This window comes from Macrococcoides caseolyticum (assembly GCF_002902665.1).
GTDB classification, from domain to species: Bacteria; Bacillota; Bacilli; order Staphylococcales; family Staphylococcaceae; genus Macrococcoides; species Macrococcoides caseolyticum.
In genome coordinates, this window is record NZ_PPRM01000056.1 from 5433 (window position 1) to 25306 (window position 19874).

18 protein-coding genes are annotated in these 19874 nt (G+C 34.7%); 13 read left to right on the forward strand and 5 right to left on the reverse strand.

The genetic code is table 11. The features are described from left to right. The 6 genes from CD152_RS08535 to CD152_RS08555 all read left to right on the forward strand — a co-directional run. On the forward strand, positions 1-1492 hold a 1492-nt coding region (locus CD152_RS08535), incomplete at its 5' end, for a flagellar basal body-associated FliL family protein (RefSeq protein ID WP_205757040.1). A gap of 20 nt (positions 1493-1512) precedes the next feature. Beyond that, on the forward strand, positions 1513-2670 hold the full coding sequence (locus tag CD152_RS08540) for an ABC transporter permease (RefSeq protein WP_103214648.1): 1158 nt from the start codon (positions 1513-1515) through the stop codon (positions 2668-2670). After that, the gene (locus tag CD152_RS08545; RefSeq protein ID WP_101140749.1) at positions 2667-3587 is read left to right on the forward strand and encodes an ABC transporter permease; all 921 of its coding nucleotides are present in this window, start codon (positions 2667-2669) and stop codon (positions 3585-3587) included. Before CD152_RS08540 ends, CD152_RS08545 begins: the two co-directional genes overlap by 4 nt. 4 nt (positions 3588-3591) lie before the next feature. Further along, positions 3592-4281 carry an ABC transporter ATP-binding protein gene (locus tag CD152_RS08550; RefSeq protein ID WP_101140748.1) on the forward strand — a complete coding sequence of 230 codons (690 nt, stop codon included), beginning with the start codon at positions 3592-3594 and terminating at the stop codon, positions 4279-4281. Continuing rightward, positions 4268-4411, forward strand: a complete 144-nt coding sequence (locus tag CD152_RS11915; protein ID WP_157820924.1) for a hypothetical protein — start codon at positions 4268-4270, stop codon at positions 4409-4411. Before CD152_RS08550 ends, CD152_RS11915 begins: the two co-directional genes overlap by 14 nt. A gap of 67 nt (positions 4412-4478) precedes the next feature. Next, positions 4479-5114, forward strand: a complete 636-nt coding sequence (locus tag CD152_RS08555; RefSeq protein ID WP_101140747.1) for an FMN-dependent NADH-azoreductase — start codon at positions 4479-4481, stop codon at positions 5112-5114. Positions 5115-5159: 45 nt separating this feature from the next. On the opposite strand, the gene CD152_RS08560 is transcribed toward CD152_RS08555, so the two are convergent. Next, positions 5160-6563, reverse strand: coding sequence for a protein adenylyltransferase SelO (locus tag CD152_RS08560; RefSeq protein ID WP_101140746.1), 1404 nt, complete (start codon positions 6561-6563; stop codon positions 5160-5162). A 140-nt stretch (positions 6564-6703) separates the two neighbouring features. On the opposite strand from CD152_RS08560, the gene CD152_RS08565 reads away from it, so the two are divergent. From CD152_RS08565 to CD152_RS08595, 7 genes are all read left to right on the forward strand, one after another. Beyond that, the gene (locus CD152_RS08565; RefSeq protein WP_101140745.1) at positions 6704-8449 is read left to right on the forward strand and encodes an acyltransferase family protein; all 1746 of its coding nucleotides are present in this window, start codon (positions 6704-6706) and stop codon (positions 8447-8449) included. Positions 8450-8507: 58 nt separating this feature from the next. Next, a complete protein-coding gene (locus tag CD152_RS08570) occupies positions 8508-10259 on the forward strand; it encodes a sensor histidine kinase (protein ID WP_103214649.1) in 1752 nt (583 codons plus the stop codon). Then, positions 10256-10966, forward strand: coding sequence for a LytTR family transcriptional regulator DNA-binding domain-containing protein (locus CD152_RS08575; RefSeq protein WP_101140743.1), 711 nt, complete (start codon positions 10256-10258; stop codon positions 10964-10966). The genes CD152_RS08570 and CD152_RS08575 overlap by 4 nt, the downstream gene beginning before the upstream one ends. A 119-nt stretch (positions 10967-11085) precedes the next feature. Next, entirely contained in the window at positions 11086-11511 is a 426-nt protein-coding gene (gene lrgA, locus CD152_RS08580; RefSeq protein ID WP_101140742.1) for an antiholin-like murein hydrolase modulator LrgA, read from the forward strand. 1 nt (position 11512) lies between these two features. Beyond that, a complete protein-coding gene (gene lrgB, locus CD152_RS08585; RefSeq protein WP_101140741.1) occupies positions 11513-12220 on the forward strand; it encodes an antiholin-like protein LrgB in 708 nt (235 codons plus the stop codon). Between the two features lie 139 nt (positions 12221-12359). Continuing rightward, positions 12360-13409, forward strand: a complete 1050-nt coding sequence (locus CD152_RS08590; RefSeq protein ID WP_101140740.1) for an ABC transporter permease — start codon at positions 12360-12362, stop codon at positions 13407-13409. Between the two features lie 10 nt (positions 13410-13419). Continuing rightward, positions 13420-14085 carry an ABC transporter ATP-binding protein gene (locus CD152_RS08595; protein ID WP_101140739.1) on the forward strand — a complete coding sequence of 222 codons (666 nt, stop codon included), beginning with the start codon at positions 13420-13422 and terminating at the stop codon, positions 14083-14085. 46 nt (positions 14086-14131) lie between these two features. Here the strand turns inward: CD152_RS08595 and CD152_RS08600 are convergent, their stop codons facing one another. The 4 genes from CD152_RS08600 to CD152_RS08615 form a co-directional block, all read right to left on the reverse strand. Then, the gene (locus tag CD152_RS08600) at positions 14132-14965 is read right to left on the reverse strand and encodes a YitT family protein (RefSeq protein ID WP_101140738.1); all 834 of its coding nucleotides are present in this window, start codon (positions 14963-14965) and stop codon (positions 14132-14134) included. 98 nt (positions 14966-15063) lie between these two features. Continuing rightward, the gene (locus CD152_RS08605; protein WP_103214650.1) at positions 15064-17928 is read right to left on the reverse strand and encodes a YhgE/Pip domain-containing protein; all 2865 of its coding nucleotides are present in this window, start codon (positions 17926-17928) and stop codon (positions 15064-15066) included. 194 nt (positions 17929-18122) lie between these two features. Continuing rightward, positions 18123-19109 carry a HesA/MoeB/ThiF family protein gene (locus tag CD152_RS08610; protein ID WP_103214651.1) on the reverse strand — a complete coding sequence of 329 codons (987 nt, stop codon included), beginning with the start codon at positions 19107-19109 and terminating at the stop codon, positions 18123-18125. Further along, positions 19106-19873, reverse strand: a complete 768-nt coding sequence (locus CD152_RS08615) for a thiazole synthase (protein ID WP_103214652.1) — start codon at positions 19871-19873, stop codon at positions 19106-19108. Before CD152_RS08615 ends, CD152_RS08610 begins: the two co-directional genes overlap by 4 nt. Between the last annotated feature and the right edge of the window lies 1 nt (position 19874).

Below are 19874 nucleotides of genomic sequence, written 5' to 3' on the forward strand. Positions count from 1 at the left end.
CCAAGGAGGATTATCATTTATGAAGAAATCTAAAGGCTTGATCATCGGACTTATCGCAGCACTCGTATTGATTGGTGGTGGTGTAGCTACATACTTTTTTATGACAAATACACCAAAAAATGCTTACCTTTTAAGCGAGAAAAAATCGATGGATAACATGTCGAAGTATGTAGAAATGAGGTTTCCAGAAGAATCTAAATTTCAGCAAAAACTAAAAGATGAAAGTTATGCATCTAATTTAAAATTAGGTGTAGATGTTCCTGAGAATTTAATAGATGGATTTGGTGTTTCTAAATCTATGGTCGATTCATCAAACATTATTTTAGATTTAGCGCATAATGGTAAAGAGAAAAAATCTAAGATAAGCATTACTCCGACAATTGCGGATAACAATATCGGAGCATTTACGTGGAGTGCAGATAGAGCTAATCAATATTTGGATGCACCTGTACTAGATAAACCTTTAAGTATTCCTAATAATAAGATTGTTGATACGCTTAAAAAATTAAATCCAACATTAGTAGAAGAAAGTATGACGAATGAATCGTTGAATTTAAACAATATATTAAGTGGTGCAACGATTTCTGAGGAAGATGTTAACAAAATTGCTGAACGTTACATTAAGATCGTTGTCGATAGCGTCGAAGATGAAAAATTTAAGAAAGACAAAGAAAAAGTAAGTGTCTTTGGTAAAAATATGGAGCTAGACAAGCTTACAATGCATCTTAAAAGAGAGGATGTTAAGAAAGTTGTTCTCGCAGTGCTTGAAGAAGCAAAGGACGATAAAGAGTTACAAGAATTATTAAAGTCTCAGAATCAAGGTAAGGATGTAAAGAAAGAAATAGAGAAATTAATTAAAGATGCTAAGCAAGAAGAAGTGAAGAACTATCCTGAAATCAATTCAATCATTTATGTTGATGGAAAGGATATATTAAAACGTGATCTTACAATCAAAGGCCAAGATAGTAAAGTTTTAAAAGTTCTTGGTTCTTCTCGAGTTGATGACAATGTTAAAGTAGACTATCAAGTTTCAGCTGATAATGAAGAGGTTGTAACTGTAAAAGGTGAATCTAAAAAGTCTGATAAGAAATTTGAAGATTCATATAAGTTATTATTTAATGATGGTGAAGAAAAAACAGTATCATTTACAAATGTATCTACAGCAGATGGCGGAAAGCGAAATGATAAAGGGACAATCGACCTTACGTCATTTGTAGGTAGTGATATGGTACTGAATTTCAACAATGAGATGAATACAGATATTGGTAATAATGAACAGAAGCAAAAAGCCGAAGTATCATTTGATGTTGAAGGTGAACCCATAAAATTCCTGCTTGATAGTAATACAAAGCTGAAACAAGATATTAAAGTAGATAAGAAGGATGCGCGTAATTTGAATACGATGTCGGATAGCGAATTATCTGATTTACAAACTGAAGTCGAAGATAAATTTGATGAGATTTTCTCTGAAGTTACGCAAGACTTTGAATAAATGATAAAGGAGTGATAAATGTGAACTACAAGTTGTTTAACATTTATCACTCTTTTTTATATAAAAAATGGTATTTGCTGATCTATCTTTTATTATTGTTTGCTACGATTGTCGGTGTCATGATGGTTATAACGTATACTCAAACGAAAGATGAGCGATTTCGTATTGGGCTTGTAGATAATGATCAGTCTTCTGAGACACGATTAATCTTAAAGTCTATTGGAGATGGTAAAAGTATCGGTAATAATCTGGAACTTAAACAAATGCCGGAGCATAAAGCAGAAAGATTATTAACACAAAATAAGCTGGATGGTTATTTTGTGTTAGATAAAGGAATGACAGATTCTTTCTATAAATCTGGTACATTGCCGATATCCGTTTATACTTATGATAAGTCATCTGTAAGAAGTGTCGTGATTTATCAGCTTACAGATTCAGTATATAGCAGGCTCATGTTATCTATGGGTGGCGCTAAAAGTTACAAAGTACTGTATCCTGAAGTCTCAAAGGAAGAAATGCTTGAAATGATGACAGATATGCTTTTTACAGGATTGAATCGTAATGGTGCATTTAATGAACAACCTGTGAAACTATATAATTCATACGCATACTATACAGTAAGTACAATATTTATTTCGATTTATTTATTCTATTTGTCATTATTTTTAGTCCTTAAGATGAATCAAGAGCATGCACTGCTTGATCGTTTAAGTCTTTTAAGATTTTCCATCGAAAAATTAACATTTGCACGAAGTGTTATAACATTATTTTATACAATATGCTTTACAGTTTTTATGTTACTTGTTTCTAATATGATGAACGATAAGTTTGAAACCTATAATTTACAAACATTGATAACGATAATGGTCATGTATTTAATATTAATTTCGGGGCTGCTATTTTTCATAGACTGCTGCTTTACAGGGATGTTAAACATTTTATCCAAGACAATACTGACATTAGTGATTATATTGTTTTCAGGTGCAACGATACCTTCTATTTATTTTAAGGGGCACAGCGATTTCTTATACGAACAGCCATTCAGCTATATATTCAATCAATTCGTTGAACTGCTTCTCAATAATTATTTGATTGATCAACCAGATTCCTTATGGATTTATTTAGCACTTATTGCACTTATCGCCTTTGGCATCTGGGGATGGAGGTATAGAAGATGAGACCTCTTATTAATTTAGTATTTTTTAGGCAATGGAAAGCGTACCTATTACTTCTGATAATCCAGCTATCTGTAATATGCGCTTTACAAGTATTGCAACAAGCTATGGATCAAGTATTTAATATGCCGATTGCAATACAAGATATGGATGAGACGCCAGAGTCTCGCAAGTTGATTGAAAAAGTTGAAGATGCGCCTTTCATTAATACACAAGTAATCAAGAAAGATGAAGCTTATATTGATGATGTAATTAAAAGAAAAGAAGCGATTGTTGCTTTTACAATACCTGAAGGGTTTTCAAATCGACTATCAGAACATGACATGAGAGATGCGCTTCCGTTATTTTATAGAGATGACTTTGTAGGCTCTATTGCCCAGGAAATTGTAAGTAAGGCATTGTATGACATGCAGATCCCATACATCGTTAAGAAGTATGTTGATAAAGATCATGAAGTTAATGTATATAATGTAGTTGAAACCTATAAAAAAGAAACGCCAAAGAGTAAGATTAAACAGTTTGCTGTCAATCGAGTTGAATCACATTCAGTATCGATGAATTTTATAGTCAGTCTATTGTTGCTCTGTGCATCATTACAAATTTTATTACATCGAAATATTGCACAACACGCAGCATTATCGAGAATATTCATGTTTCCTCATACACGCATACAGTACCATTTCTTATATGTGTTCATCCACACATTACTTATTATGTTTTGTGTCGGGGCTGCGAGTATTATTCTTGATGCTCAGATGAGCTTATATTTTTATATTGTTGTACTCTTTACAGTGATCATTTATGAATATGTATTATCTGCACTGCTTATTTATATTAAGACGGTAAGTCATAAAATGTTTATGACGGTAACATTTTCTTTAACAATTATTACGGTATTAAATCTCTTACTGTTTGGGTGATATTATGATAACAATAGACAATTTATACAAGAAATATAAACGTAAAGTTATATTCGAAGGATTGAATACCACGTTTCATGATAAATCATTGACCATGCTACTTGGTGAGAATGGTGCTGGCAAATCAACGTTACTTCGCATGATTGCAGGGCTTGAAAACCAAGATGAAGGATATATCTTTTATAATGAACAACCATTAGATAAAAAACACATACATAAAATCCTTGGTTATATTCCACAAGATATTGCATTGTTTGAACATATGTCTGTAGATGACAACATTCATTTATTCAAAGGATTGAATCAACAAGTATTAGATGAAGATACAATTAATCGATACAAGAAGCTACTTAATCTTAATGAAACGACAGCATTAATCAATACGTTATCAGGCGGGACGAAACGTAAAGTGAACTTACTGATTGGGCTTTTAGGGAAGCCGGAAATAATTATTTTAGATGAGCCGACAGTCGGCATAGATATGAAATCTAGATATGATATTCATCGTCTGCTTAATGAATTAAAGCAACACACTTTAATGATTATGACGACACATCATATGGATGAGGTAGAGGCCATAGCAGACGAAATTAAATTAATTGGCAAAGATCCTTTCTACAAACGGGTACTCGCAGACTCAAACCTGCATTTTGAAAATATGTTGAAAGCAGAGGATGATAATGGGACAATTTAATGAATATCTGGAAAGTATTCAAGATGCACAAAAAATCGAAAAGATTATTCGTTTCAATATTGAAGACAAAAAAGTATCGATACATTCTGGAGAAAATGATAAATTTTACACTTTGAAATTAATCGGTTGATTTTATTATATTATATGGTATATTAAATATATCGAGTATATTAATTAAATCAAAGGAGTTATTTATTATGACAAAAGTATTATATATTACAGGTCATCCAAACGATGAAACAGTTTCAAATTCTATGGCAGCAGGTAAATCATTTATCGAAAGCTATAAACAATCAAATCCAGATCACGAAGTTGTACATATTGATCTTTATGACACATTCATTCCATTAATCGATAAAGAAGTATTTGATGGTTGGGGTAAATTACAATCAGGTAAAGGATTCGAAGCGTTATCTGAAACAGAACAACAAAAAGTGGCTCGTTTAAATGAATTAAGTGATGAATTTGCAGCAGCAGATAAATATGTATTCGTTACACCAATGTGGAACTTATCATTCCCGGCAGTAGTTAAAGCGTATATCGATGCTGTCGCTGTAGCAGGAAAAGCTTTCAAATACACAACTGAAGGTGCTGTTGGTTTATTAACAGACAAAAAAGCATTACTTATTCAATCACGTGGTGGTATTTATTCAGAAGGACCAGCAGCAGATTTTGAATTAGGTAACCGTTACTTACAAACAATTCTTGGATTCTTTGGTGTACCAAGTGTCGAAGAATTAGTTATCGAAGGTCATAATCAAATGCCTGAGAAAGCTGATGAAATTAAAGCAGACGGTGTACGTCGTGCAGAAGACTTAGGAAAAACATTTTAATATGAATAAGTGAAGCGGAGTGATTCAAGCAATCTCTCCGCTTTTTTATGTTCCGCAATATGTTTGATAGGGTCTATCTTTCGGACCGGGTTGTTTATATTTATCAGCATGTTCTGAATTAAACGGCTGTGATATTACTTGTAACAGTGCTTTCACGGTCGATAAATCGCCGTGTATCGCGTCATCTAAAGCTTCTTCCACGATATGATTTCGAGGGATCACAACTGGGTTAACTTTGCGCATCAATTGAATAGGATTTTTTTCGACTTTGAGTCTCTTTTTCCATTTCGTAATCCATGAAGAAAGAGGTTCAAGTGAAGATATATCTTCGCTTTGTAAATGTAAAAAGGTATTTGTATAGTCCATTTCGTATTGCTCCATAAGTGATAGTAGCTCATTAATCAGTATCATATCCTTTTCGCTTGGTGACTTGATGCCGATTTTTTGTCCCATCAACGTTCTGTAATATACCGTATAACTGTGCTGAAACTTATCAAGTGCAGACTCTGCTAGACGAATTGCTTCTTTGCCATCAGTGTGTATTAAAGGTAATAATGTTTCAGCAAATCGCGTTAAATTCCATAATGCAATTGCAGGTTGATTGATGTAGGCATAACGTCCTTGGATGTCGATAGAGCTGAATACAGTATGTGTATGATAATAGTCCATAAATGCACATGGTCCATAATCTATCGTTTCCCCACTGACCATCATATTGTCGGTATTCATTACTCCATGTATAAACCCTATGGATTGCCACTGTGCAATCAACCGTGTTTGTTTGTCGATAACGATATCTAATAAATTCAAATACTTATTTTTTGTGGACATTAAATTGGGAAAATGTCTTTCAACTGTATAGTCAGCAAGTTCTTTTAAATGTTCATATGCGGTACGGGCAGCATATTCAAATGTTCCTACTCGGATATTACTGTTAGCAGTTCTTGTAAGCACCGCACCAGGCAACATGCTTTCGCGTAAAACTTTTTCTCCTGTTGAACAAATTGCAAGACTTCTTGTTGTAGGTATGTTTAAGTGATGCATGGCTTCGCTGATGATATATTCCCGCAGCATCGGCCCAATCGTGGCTTTTCCATCTCCAGAACGAGAGAAATATGTGCGGCCGGATCCTTTAAGTTGAATGTCGTATCGTTTATTTTGAGGTGTAATGTGTTCACCTAATATATGTTGTCTGCCGTCTCCGAGCATCGTAAAGTTCCCAAACTGATGTCCTGCATAAGCTGTAGAAAATGGAGCTGTTCCTTCGATAACGGTGCGACCAGTTAATATTTCAGGATGTGCTTTTAATTGGAAAGATATATTTAATTCACGAGCTAATCCATCATTAAATAGTACATATTCAGGATGAGGAAAAGGGTGTGGGTTATTAACCACATAAAAAATCTCATTTAAATTCGTATAGGTTGTATCGAAGTTAAAAAAATTCATGAAGTACTCCTTTCATGGAACATTTAACAATATTTTCAATAAATTTTAACATTTTAATATTGTTGATAATTGATAAAGAGTGTATTATTAAGAATGTGTAACAAATATATTACAGAACTGTTAAAGGGATGGCTAGGCATATGAATCGAAAATATCTTCCTGGATTAGACGGGATTAGAGCGATTGCAGTTATTGCGATTATAATATTTCATTTAAATCCAAAATGGTTGCCCGGGGGGTTTCTTGGCGTTGACACTTTCTTTGTCATATCCGGTTATTTAATTGCAATGTTATTGATAAACGAATATGAAAAAACTGGAACAATCAATATTCTCCAATTCTGGATACGCCGAATGAAACGACTTTTTCCACCTGTATTATTTATGATACTTATCGTGATTCAATATATCATATTTTTTGATCAATCGTTATTATATCAACTTAAAAAAGATGTTATTGCTGCATTATTATATATTTCGAACTGGTGGTATATATTTGATGGACTTAGTTATTTTGAAAGTTTTGAAGCTAGACCGCTTGAACATTTATGGTCACTTGCTATTGAAGAGCAGTTCTATTTGCTATTTCCGTTAATATTGATATTAATGCTTAACAAATGGTCTAAAAAGAACATACTGCTATTATTTTTTGTTGTTTCTATATTGTCAGCGATATTGATGTCAACGCTCTATGATCCTGCTGCAAATGTGTCGCGTATATACTTTGGTACGGACACACGTCTTCAAACATTGCTGTTAGGAGTAATGTGTGCATTTATATGGCCAGCATTTAAATTGAAGCACGATGCACCGAGAATTTTAGTAGTCATCATTGATTTTCTAGGATTCATAGGTTTAATAGTCTTAATGTATAGCATCTATAAGTTAAGTGAGCACAGTGCATTTTTATTTAATGGTGGATTCTATGTCCTTGGAATCTTTACATTATTGATTATTATGGCTGCAGTGCATCCATCGTCTATAATGAGTAGGTTACTTGGTATAAAGCCGTTGACGGTGATTGGGAAATATTCATATAGCTTATATTTATGGCATTATCCTGTTATAGTACTGATGCAGAAACATTTTGTTCAAGGGCAAGTTCCTATCTATATCCATATTTCATCTGTGATACTCACGATTGTGCTGGCAATATTCAGCTATAAATTAATTGAACGTCCATATCGATTAAATGGTTTAAAAGTATTTACAATAATGTCTATTAAAAATTTTATTACAGTGATTGTAACTTTGTATTTATGTATATCGACACCTTACTTATTATCTGTTGTTAAAGCCGAACAACCACAAATGGATCACGAAATTACGAAGACGACATCTAATATTCCTGATATAAAACGTATTAGTCCGTTGACACCAGATGAAACGACTGAACAAATAGTGAAGAATTCTACACCGTTACTAATTGGTGATTCTGTACTTGTTGATATAAATAATCAATTGAAAGAAGTATTGCCGAATGCTAGCGTAGACGGTGAAGTAGGGCGAAATATATATAAAGCATTGAATGTTGCTGATAAATATCAGGCATTTAATCATAAGGATGGAATCATCATCCTATTTATCGGAACAAATGGAGATTTTCAAGATGTTCAGATGAATATCTTATTATCTAAATTTGATAAAGCACAAGTATTTCTTGTAACTTCTAGAGTTCCAAAAGATTACGAAGCACACGTTAATGAAGAGATGTATAAAGCTGCTCGTCTATATAAGAATGTCCATATTATGGATTGGTATGAAGCTTCACAGGGTCATACAGAATACTTTGCACCTGATGGTATACATCTTGAGTATCCAGGGAGTAAACGTATGGTATCGCTTATATATGAAACGCTTATTGCCTTCGAAGAAAATAGGGAATAATATTTCTTTTTCTGACAAGCACTAATTGTTCACGTTATAATGATAGTGGAGGTATGCTATGTTTAGTTTATTTATTCTATTGTTAGAACGTGTTGGATTGATTATTATTGTTGCATACTTATTGATGAATGTTCCTTACTTTAAGAAGATGATGTCTGAACGCTCAAATCTATCTTCTCAAATACAATTATTGATTGTGTTCGGTTTATTTGCAGCGGTATCCAACTTTACAGGTGTTGAAATACGTAATAATGAAATACTATCAAGCCAGATATTCAGTAAGATATCAGACGATGCAGTTATTGCCAACACACGAGTCCTTACAATAAGTGTCGCGGGCTTAATGGGTGGACCGGTTGTGGGCATTGGAGTCGGGATTGTATCAGGAATTACGCGCTATCTAATTGGCGGAGTAGACGCATATACATATGTGATCTCATCAGCGCTTATTGGTCTTACTTCGGGATATTTCGGTTATCGTGCGATGACAAACAACCGTTATCCGAATGTGCTTACGGGAGTGATACTCGGCGCAATTATGGAAGTTATTCAGATGATCTGCATCATTGTTTTTGCTACGAATACAGAATATGCCCTAGATATTGTGAAGCTCATTGCTTTACCGATGATAATGATTAATAGTCTAGGTGTGGCTATATTCTTATCCATTATTATCTCTACAATTCAGCAGGAACAGCGTATGCGTGCTGTACAGACACATGATGTGTTGAATCTGGCGAATCAAACATTACCTTATTTCAGAGCGGGACTAAATGAAGCATCTGCGACACAGGCAGCGCAAATTATAAAAGATTTAATGAAAGTATCGGCTGTATCAATCACTAATAAGACTGATATATTAGCACATGTCGGAGCAGCAAGTGATCATCATGTGCCGCGCAAGAAAATTATTACCGACCTTTCGAAACAAGTTATCAAATCCGGTGAAATTAAAGAAGCACATAATAGGCATGAAATTGGTTGTACGCATCCTGGATGCCCGCTTGAAGGTGCGATTGTTATCCCTTTATATGTACATAACGAAGTAACAGGCACATTAAAACTGTACTTTACAGATAGCAATAAATTGACTTATGTCGAACGTCGTCTTGCTGAAGGTTTAGCAAATATATTCTCAAGTCAGATTGAACTCGGTGAAATAGAAACGCAATCGAAATTATTGAAAGATGCGGAAATTAAATCATTACAAGCACAAGTAAATCCACATTTTTTCTTTAATGCAATGAATACAATATCAGCGCTTATTCGCGTGGATAGTGAGAGAGCAAGAGAACTTCTGCTTAATTTAAGTAACTTTTTCCGTTCAAATTTACAAGGTGCAAAAAGTACGAGCATCACAATTGAAAAAGAAATTCAACAAGTAGAAGCTTATTTAGCGCTGGAACAAGCACGATTTCCGGAACGTTTTAACATTCATTTTGATATAGATGAGGCATTGAAATATGCGAAAGTGCCGCCCTTTATCATTCAAATATTAGTTGAGAACGCGATAAAACATGCATTTCATAATAGAAAGTCTAACAATGATGTTTACGTAAAAGTGAAAGAGGGACAACAGACAATTGAAATATCTGTAGAAGATAATGGATTTGGTATTCCGAAAGAAAAGCGTGCACATATCGGACACAATGAAGTATCATCTACTTCTGGGACTGGAAGTGCACTTGAGAACTTAAATAAACGTCTCATCGGATTGTATAATAGTAATGCGCAACTAAATTTTACGACAAGTGATTCGGGCACTAAGTTTTATACATCTATACCTTTAGAGAGGGAGGAAGATGCATGAGAATATTAATTGTAGATGATGAACCATTAGCAAGAAATGAGCTGTGTTATTTACTCAATAACATCGATAATACATTAGTGGTTGATGAAGCGGATTCTGTAGAAGAAACATTGACATCGTTACTATCAGAAACATATGAATTATTGTTTTTGGATATCAACTTGATTGATGAAAGCGGGCTTGAACTTGCCGAAAAGATTAATAAGATGAAGCATCCGCCTAAGATTGTCTTTGCAACAGCACATGATAGTTTTGCTGTGAAGGCCTTTGAATTGAATGCATTAGATTATATATTAAAACCTTTCGAACAAAAGCGTATTGAAGCAGCATTGAATAAAGCCAAGGCATCATCTATCAATACAAATCAAGAATCGAAATTGCCAACCTTGTCGATACAAATTGATGACAAAATCTATGTCATTAATATACAGGATATTATCGCCTTGTATGTAGAAGAAGGGCAATTAAATATCATAACTGTAAACTCAGAATATGCGATTCACGAGCCATTAAGTGCATTTGAAAAGAAGCTTCCAGAGAATGTATTTATGCGCATACATCGATCAAGCATTATTAACAAACATCATATTAAATCAGCAGAACAATGGTTTAATCATACTTATCAAGTGCAGTTGACGAAAGATATAAAACTGCAAGTCTCAAGATCGTATATAAAGCAATTTAAACACGAAATAGGGCTCAAATAATTTGAGTCCTATTTTTTGCATTTCAACACTTGATTTTTGCATTTCATCGTGAAAACCCTCACAAAACGATATGTAAGCGGTATGATGTAATCAAGATAAAACACGGGAGGTCATTAAAAATGACAAAAGAAAAAACGTATAATTTCTTTCATCAAGTATCAGTAATCTCAATTGTGTTACTTATTTCAAAGATGATTGAAAGCTTCATGCCAATTCCAATGCCTGCATCAGTTATCGGACTTATACTGCTCTTCATCTGTTTATGTACTGGAATCATAAAACTAGGACAAGTAGAAACCGTTGGGACTGCACTTACAGATAATATCGGACTATTATTTGTGCCAGCAGGAATCTCAGTAGTAAAATCATTAGGACTAATAGCTGAAAATCCAGTATTGATATTAGGTCTAATCTTTATCTCAACCTTATTGTTGCTATTATGTACAGGGTTCTTCTCTCAGGTGATTGTGAAGTTGACAGACTCAAAGGTAAAAGAACAAAAAGCAAAAGAAACGAAACATTTAAAAGAAATAGAGGTGCGCTAATATGACATGGCTTGATCATTTAGGTATTAACTCTGTATACTTTGGAATATTATTAACGATATTACCATTTATGTTAGGTCAATATTTATTTAAAAAAACAAATGGATTTTTCTTATTTGCACCATTATTTGTTGGAATGGTATTTGGGATTGCATTCTTATCTATAACTGGTATTAGCTATGACACTTATAGTAAAGGTGGAAGTATTATTAGCTTCTTCTTAGAGCCTGCAACAATCTGCTTTGCGATTCCTCTTTATAAAAAGCGCGACGTATTACAAAAGTATTGGTTACATATCATCGGAGGTCTGTCACTTGGTACAGCAGCTGCGATGTTAGGTATATATGGAGTAGCAAAATTATTTGGATTTGGTACACAGATTATTGCATCAATGTTACCTCAAGCAGCAACAACTGCTATTGCTTTACCGGTATCTGCTGGTATTGGTGGCGTACCAGAACTGACATCACTGGCAGTTATTCTAAATGCAGTGATTATTTATGCCCTAGGAAATAAAATGCTGCGTTTCTTCAAAATCTCTAATCCAATTGCAAGAGGTCTTGCGCTGGGTACAAGTGGGCATGCACTAGGCGTTTCAGCAGCAACAGAACTAGGAGAAACGGAAACGTCTATGGCAAGTATCGCACTCGTTCTTGTAGGTGTTGTAGTGGTTGTTATCGTTCCGATATTAACAAGTATTCTCCTTTAACAATTAGATATAAAAATTAAAAATATATCATCAATTCACACACCGAGACAAATATGTCTCGGTTTTTTTAGGTGGAAATTCTTATGCAAAATTAAAATAAGTAGTATGATATGAATAGACATATATCAGGAGGTAGGCAATGTTTTTAGCGTGGAAAGAAGTGATACATAACAAATTGAAATTTAGTCTGATTATCGGTGTACTCGTGCTTGTGTCCTATTTGCTGTTTTTAATTTCTGGTCTTTCTAATGGACTTATGGGTATGAACCGTGAAGCTATTGACACATGGAATCCGGATGCAGTGATTGTAACAAAAGAATCAAATCAGAATGTTGCGCAGTCAATTATGGACGAAGATGCCGTAGAGGGTAAATTTGATAACGTCGCAGGTGTGAAAAATCTTCCTATCATTATTGCTAAAGGCAATAATAAACAGAATACATTGCTGTTTGGAATAAAGAAAAATGAGTTTTTAAAACCAAAAGTGACAGAGGGAAAGCTGTTTAATAAAAACTTTGAAGTCGTTGCAAACGATTCCCTTAAAACGAAAGGGTTTAAGCTAGGAGACACGCTAGACATTGCAGGGAGTGATGAAGACTTAAAAATCGTCGGCTTTACTCAAAACTCAAAATATAATGCTGCTGCAGTATTGTATGCAAATGATGCAACGTTAGATCAATTATCTATGAATAAATTAAAAGGTAAAGAAAATGCATTCTTCATTAAAGATAAGGCCTTTAAAGATAAAGCAATTGATAACGAGCTACAGATGATTGAGAAAGAAGAATTTATCAAAAAGCTTCCTGGATACACAGAACAAAAGTTGACACTTGATATTATGAGTTATTTCTTATTTGCGATATCAGCATTTATCATCGGTATTTTCTTATATGTCATTACAATTCAGAAAGAACCGATATTTGGTTTGCTTAAAGCACAAGGTATCAGCAACGGTTTTCTCGCAAAATCATTACTGATTCAAACGCTCATCCTATCTTTAATTGCAGTATTGATTGCTTTAGTGCTTACAATTGCTACAGCAATGGTTATTCCAGATATTGTCCCTATAAAGTTTGAATGGGATAAAATCGCAGTCTTTGGATTGACAATTATGATTACAGCAATCATCGGTGGACTCTTCTCGATTCGTTCAATTCGAAAAGTAGATCCTCTTAAGACAATAGAGTAGGAGGGATAATATGATTCTTGAAATGAAACAAGTGCGTAAAAGCTTTGGTAAAGAACAAACATATGTTGAGGCATTGAAACCAGTAGATTTTAGTATAGATAAAGGGAAGCTCGTTGCAATTATTGGACCATCAGGTTCTGGAAAGAGCACGTTATTGACGATTGCGGGTTTACTGCAAGGTCCTACAGAAGGTGAGATAATCATCAACGGAAAAGATGTTTCAAGATTTAGTGAAAAGCAACGCTCTAAAGTAAGATTGAACGAAATTGGATTTATTCTTCAAGCTTCTAACTTAGTGCCTTTTTTAAAAGTAAAAGATCAATTTAAATTGCTGGATAAAGTGAAGAAAGATCATATGTCTGAGGCAGAGTTAAAGCATGAGCTTGAACATCTTGGTTTAAGCAAAGTATTGGATCAATTTCCAAATGAACTCTCAGGCGGTCAGAGACAGCGTGTGGCAATCTTAAAAGCATTATATACAAACCCTTCAATTATATTAGCAGACGAACCGACAGCGAGTTTGGACGGAGAGAAAGCGATAGAAGTGATCAAGTTACTAAGAGAAGAAGTGAAAACAAAAGATAAAGCAGGCATCGTTGTAACACATGACCATCGTTTATTAGAATATTTCGATGAAATTTATGAAATGAATGATGGTAAACTGACAAAGAAATAACCATAAAAATAATCCATAAGCGATTTATGCTTATGGATTATTTTATTTAACTATTTCTCGCAAAATTACCATGAACTTCTGTCGTTTGGTATACATTAATAAAGCATTTAGGGTCATGCTCTTTTGCGATACGAATCACTTCAGGTAATTCATAACGCGTGAGGACCATCGTAATCATATGCTGCTTATTGTTAGAGTAACCCCCTATTACTTCAGTGATAGTGATGCCACGATAAATTTCGGCGATTAGTCCTTGTTTAACAGCATTGACGTTAGACGTTACAATTGTAGCAGTGAGCTTGATATGAGAAGTGAAAATCATATCAACTGTCTTACCCGTTATATAAATAGATAATAGGGTTAATAGCGCAATATTCCAGTTAAAGAAGAAACCAGAGCAAAGAATGATGATACCATTTAATATTGTCATGACTAGACCTATAGACATATTACTATGCTGGCTAATGATCATGGCAACAATATCCATGCCGCCAGTAGTACCAGAATGCTTTAATATAATACCAACCCCGATGCCGACTAAGACGCCGCCGAATATAACATTCACAAAAAGTTCATGAGAGACTTTAGTGATAGGTATAAATGTCATAAAGAGAGAGATGAATATTACGCTGAGTACAGTATTAGCAATAATAGAACGATTTAATTTCCATATCCCAAGAAATATCAGGGGTATGTTGAGCAGTAAATTTAAGACTCCTGCATCAAAATTTGTTAATATATGCAGCAACAATGCAATACCACTGACACCACTACTAAGTACCCCATGAGGTAATAAGAACAAATTGAATGCTACTGCAATTAGAAATGAACCTATTATTGTAATGATTAATTTAAATACAATGTGATTTTGATACTTCATTAAAAAATCCTTTCCTACATAATAATTACTATTATAACAAAGTGTACATAACTATTAAAAACTCGAACAGCAATTCACTGTCCGAGCTTTAGTATAATTTATTCAACAAGGTTACTTGCTTTACTTCTTGCGTAAAACCCTTTTTTAATTGGTTCAAATTTAGGTTTGAGTGCTAAGCCAAATGCAAACGTTAAGGCAGCAATTAAATAGAGCATACCGAGTTTAGAGAATGCAATTTCAGGAACAATTCCTCCGACCGCTTCACGTAGCAAATCTACAGCGTAGGTGAATGGTAAGAATGGATGGATTGTCTGGAAGAATTTAGGTGTGACTTGAATTGGAAATGTACCCCCACCTCCTGCAATTTGCAATACCATAATAATGATGGCTATCGCCTTACCAATATTTCCAAGTAAACTCACAAGAGTATAGACCATTATTGTAAATGCAAGTCCCACAAGTATTGCGAATAGAACATTGTATACCGGATGCTTAGCATAGGCATCCAGTATAAAGAGATTACCTAGAACTACGATTGTAGACTGAGCAACGCTCAGTAATAAGAATAAGATCATACGCCCTAAATATATTTCTCTAAGTGAGAATCGACCAATGAGCGATTTATCCTTAAGTTCGGTCGTCAATAAGTTACCGCTTAAGAGCGCACCTACCCATAAAGCGAGTGCTGTATAGAATGGGGCGCTGGCAGACCCGTAGTTTGGAATAGGGAATACTTGTGTTTCATCTAGTTGTATCGGTTCTGCAAAGTAATTGGATTGATCCTCAAGGTCATTACGTAATAATTTAATTAATTTGTTGAATGTATCATTTTTATCAAGCTCTCTAAACTTATCAGCAGCTTGTTTAATTTCTTTTTCGATACCTGGCAGTTTTTCATTGGAGAATACCGCAAGTTCATGAATCTTATCTTGTGCACCTGGTAAGTTGTTCTGTAATAACTTTGAAGCTTCATTATACTTAGCCATTACACTTGGCAAATCGTTTGCAGCAAAGTTACTTAGACGATTTAGATCTCCTAGTACAGACGGTAGTTCGCTTTGTACAAAGTTTGAAGCTTCCCCAACTTTAGATTTAAAGGTAGGGAAGTTAGCCTGAGCTGTCTGGTTAATACGACTGAATTTTTGTTCTAACGCTGGAAGTTCCGCATTAATCGTTAATAGTGTCTGGTGTGCATTGCTTGTTATTTGAACAGCATCAGCGAGTATTCGATCTACATCATTCGCAAATTGGCTGGCGTTGGATAGTTTCCCGGCTATCGTATCCAGATTGCTGTCAATAGTGGCTAATCCATCTGTAAGGATTTGCTTCATATCAGCACTTGCAAATGCTTCAAGTGACGAGAGTGCTTTCAAAGCACTTTGGATAGCACTATTGTCAAAGTTTACTTTACCATTACCTCGTGCACCACTTAAAGTTGTGTCTAGTGAAGTATTAAGTTTTGTCAAAGCATCGATAGATTGATTTAATTGTGCATTAATCTTTGATGTATCACCAAGTCCAAGCTTTTGAGCCTGGTTCATCAGTTTGATCACTTCGTTATAATAAGCGATAGATTGTTCTAAATTGTGTTTATACACTTCAATATTTTTAGCAAGAACTTCAGAGCTTCCTGGGTTTTGTTTGCTCAGCTCATCAAGTTGATTGATAGTATCTTGGGTTGCTGCAGCTTCTTCTTTCGTCAACTCGCTGATGGCAAGTAACCCATCATTTAATGCTTTTTTAGCAGGTAACAAATCTGGTTTCTTTAAAGCTTCAGTCTGATTTACTTTCTTTTTAGTGTTATTGTCGCTTGATGGTTGCTCGGTTGTTGCATTTTCTGAAGATGCTTGTTCAGAAGATGGATCTTCATCTGAAGGTAAAGATGTCTCCGTGCTATTTTTATTCTTAGTTTCGGTACCATTTTCTAATAATCGTTCGGCATTAGTTGTTGCATTTTGTGCACCTTCTGTTATGTTTTGAGCATTATTAATTTTTTCATGTACACCTGGCATTGCTCCTTGTGCACCAGTGATAGCACTTTGAGCTGTGCTTGTAGCCTGGATGCCTTTAGCGACAGCATCATTGATTTGCGGGAACTTCTGCTCAATGGTATTTGCTTTTTGTAGCGCATTTTCAATCTGGGGCATATTGTTATTAATATTGATAATCATTTGCCCAGCAGCGTTAATATCTGCGGCATGCTCATTTGCTTTAATTAATTTTCCTGCACCATCATTGATTTTTCCTTCAAACTGACTGAGTTGATAGAACTCATCAGCGTATTTTGTAATATCACCTTGATGGCTATCGATTTTATTAACCGTTTTTTTGAATTTCTCCATTTCAGGAATTGCTTTTTCTGCTTCATATACTGAATTTTCAATTTTATGGTAAAGTGGTAATTTATCTTCTATCTTAATTCCAACACGGTTACTTTCATCGAGTAGCGCTTTTGTTGCACTGTCTACAAATTTTTCGTTCAGTGATTGTGTGATAGCTGTTGCTCCTGCATTGGTCATTTTAGGTGCAATGGCATTAATTTTTTGATTCACTTTATAATCGATATGCGCACGTTTTGGTTTTTTGCGAAGGATACTTGTGACATCCTCTGAGAAATGCTTTGGGATATGAATAATAGCATAGTAGTTCCCATATTCTAGCTGTTTGTTGGCTTCTTTTAAATCATCTGTAAATACCCATCCGAACTTTTTATTATCTTTTAAGTTGGTGACGAGTTGATTACCGACATTTACTTTCTTGCCTTGAATCTCTGACCCAGTATCATGATTGATGACCGCAACCTTTAAATATTCTGTATTAGAGTATGGGTCCCAAGAAGACTTCAAATTAAACCACGCATAAAACGATGGTAAGATTGATAATCCCAGTAATAGTATGATAAATGAAGGTGTACGTTTAATGTTTTTTAAATCATGTAAAAAGAGTTGAAAGGCGTTTTTCATCTAATCTCCTTCTTTATATTAGTATAGTAAAAAAATCATTCATTTGGCATTGTCAAATTTTGAAATAGCATATACTAATATAACAAATGACACTGTAAAATACAATTGATTTGTAATTATGTGCACATTCTTACTATAAATTAAAAAAACATTGATTCTACTTAAGGAAGAAGAGTGGAATTTTGCCTATTAAATTATACTGATATAGTGAAAAGACTAGAAATGATTGATTTTGCTTCTGCTTTACTATATACATCATAAATGATAATACGTCCATCTTTCAACAAATGTATAGTTACATGATCTGCTTTAATTATTTTAAATAAAGATGTTGATTTTACAGTGTTTGGTATTTCTTTATAGAAGATATTACTAGGCAACTTGATAGAGTATTTACCGTAACACATCTTAGTCACATTGTGAGTATCACTCATAGTAGCTGGATAGTCATGCGTTCCACATGTTTTACAGTTGTTATTGTGAAAAAATGTTGCCTCTGTTGATTTAAATTTCATATTAAAACTGTCGAATGTAATGAAGTGATTAGAGAAGCGACCTTGTGCAATATATTTCATTACTTCTGAAACTTGTAAGCTAGCAGTAAGATGTGCTGTTTGAGGGAGTATTCCCTCTAATGAACAGTTCTCACCAGTATCCGGTGGGTCGGGCAGTAGGCAACGTAGACATGCAACTGAATAATCTATAGCATATACTGTTCCTTTCGACCCCAGACAAGCACCGTAGATCCAAGGTATTCTAAACTGATGACAAATATCATTGATGACATAACGTGTATTAAAATTATCTGTACCATCAATCACAATCTTTGGTTGAAACTTTTCAAGCAGTTGCTTCAAGTTATCACTTGTAATCTCTTCGGGTATAGGAGTAACTTTTACTTCTTTATTGATACGAGAAAGGTGACGTTTTACAGCATCTACCTTTAATTCATATTGGTGAACGTCTGTTTCATCATATAAACTTTGTCGATGAAGATTAGACAAACTTACAATATCCATATCACATATAATGATTTCTCCGGCGCCGCTTCGTGCAAGTATTTCACTGATTGTACTTCCGAGCGCACCTGCACCAATGATAAGAAATTTAGATTTTGAAAGATTGTCCTGACCTTGTTCACCAAACTGTGATGCTTTTATTTGTCTATCATAGCGACTCATAGAAATTCCAGACCTTCCGTAGGGCTCGATGCTTGTGCTGTATATTTCTTAGGGATTCTTCCGGCAGTAGCGCCGATAAATCCGGCATGTACTGCGAGCTTCATCGCTTCTGCCATCTTTACAGGATCTTTCGCATGACTTACAGCAGTATTTAATAGAACGGCATCTGCACCAAGCTCCATCGCATATGCAGCATCACTTGGTGAACCGATACCTGCGTCTACAATAACAGGTACACTGATAGCATCAATAATATAGCTTAAGTTTAAGGCATCGTTAATACCTAGACCTGTCCCAATAGGTGAACCGAGTGGCATTATTGCATGTACACCAAGTGTTTCAAGTTTCTTTGCAAGTACAACATCGCATTGAATGTAAGGACAGACAATAAATCCGCTCTCTAGTAGAATTTCACACGCTTTATACGTCTCAATCGCATCGGGTAATAATGTTTTATCGTCCCCGATAATTTCTACTTTAATCATATCGCACATCCCTGCAGCTCGGGCAATCTCAGCAATTTTTACAGCCTCTTCTGCAGTCTTGGCTCCCGCTGTATTAGGGAATGTAATATACTTATCTAAGTCAACAGATTCTAATGGATTCGGTAAATCTTTATCATAGAGGTTCATGCGACGTACAGCAAACGTTAATGCATTCGTTTCGCTTGCATCCACGGCTTCCCGCTGTATATCACCATTTTCAAATTTTCCTGTACCAAGGATGAGTCTCGATTCAAGTTCTATTGGTCCAATCTTTAGCATA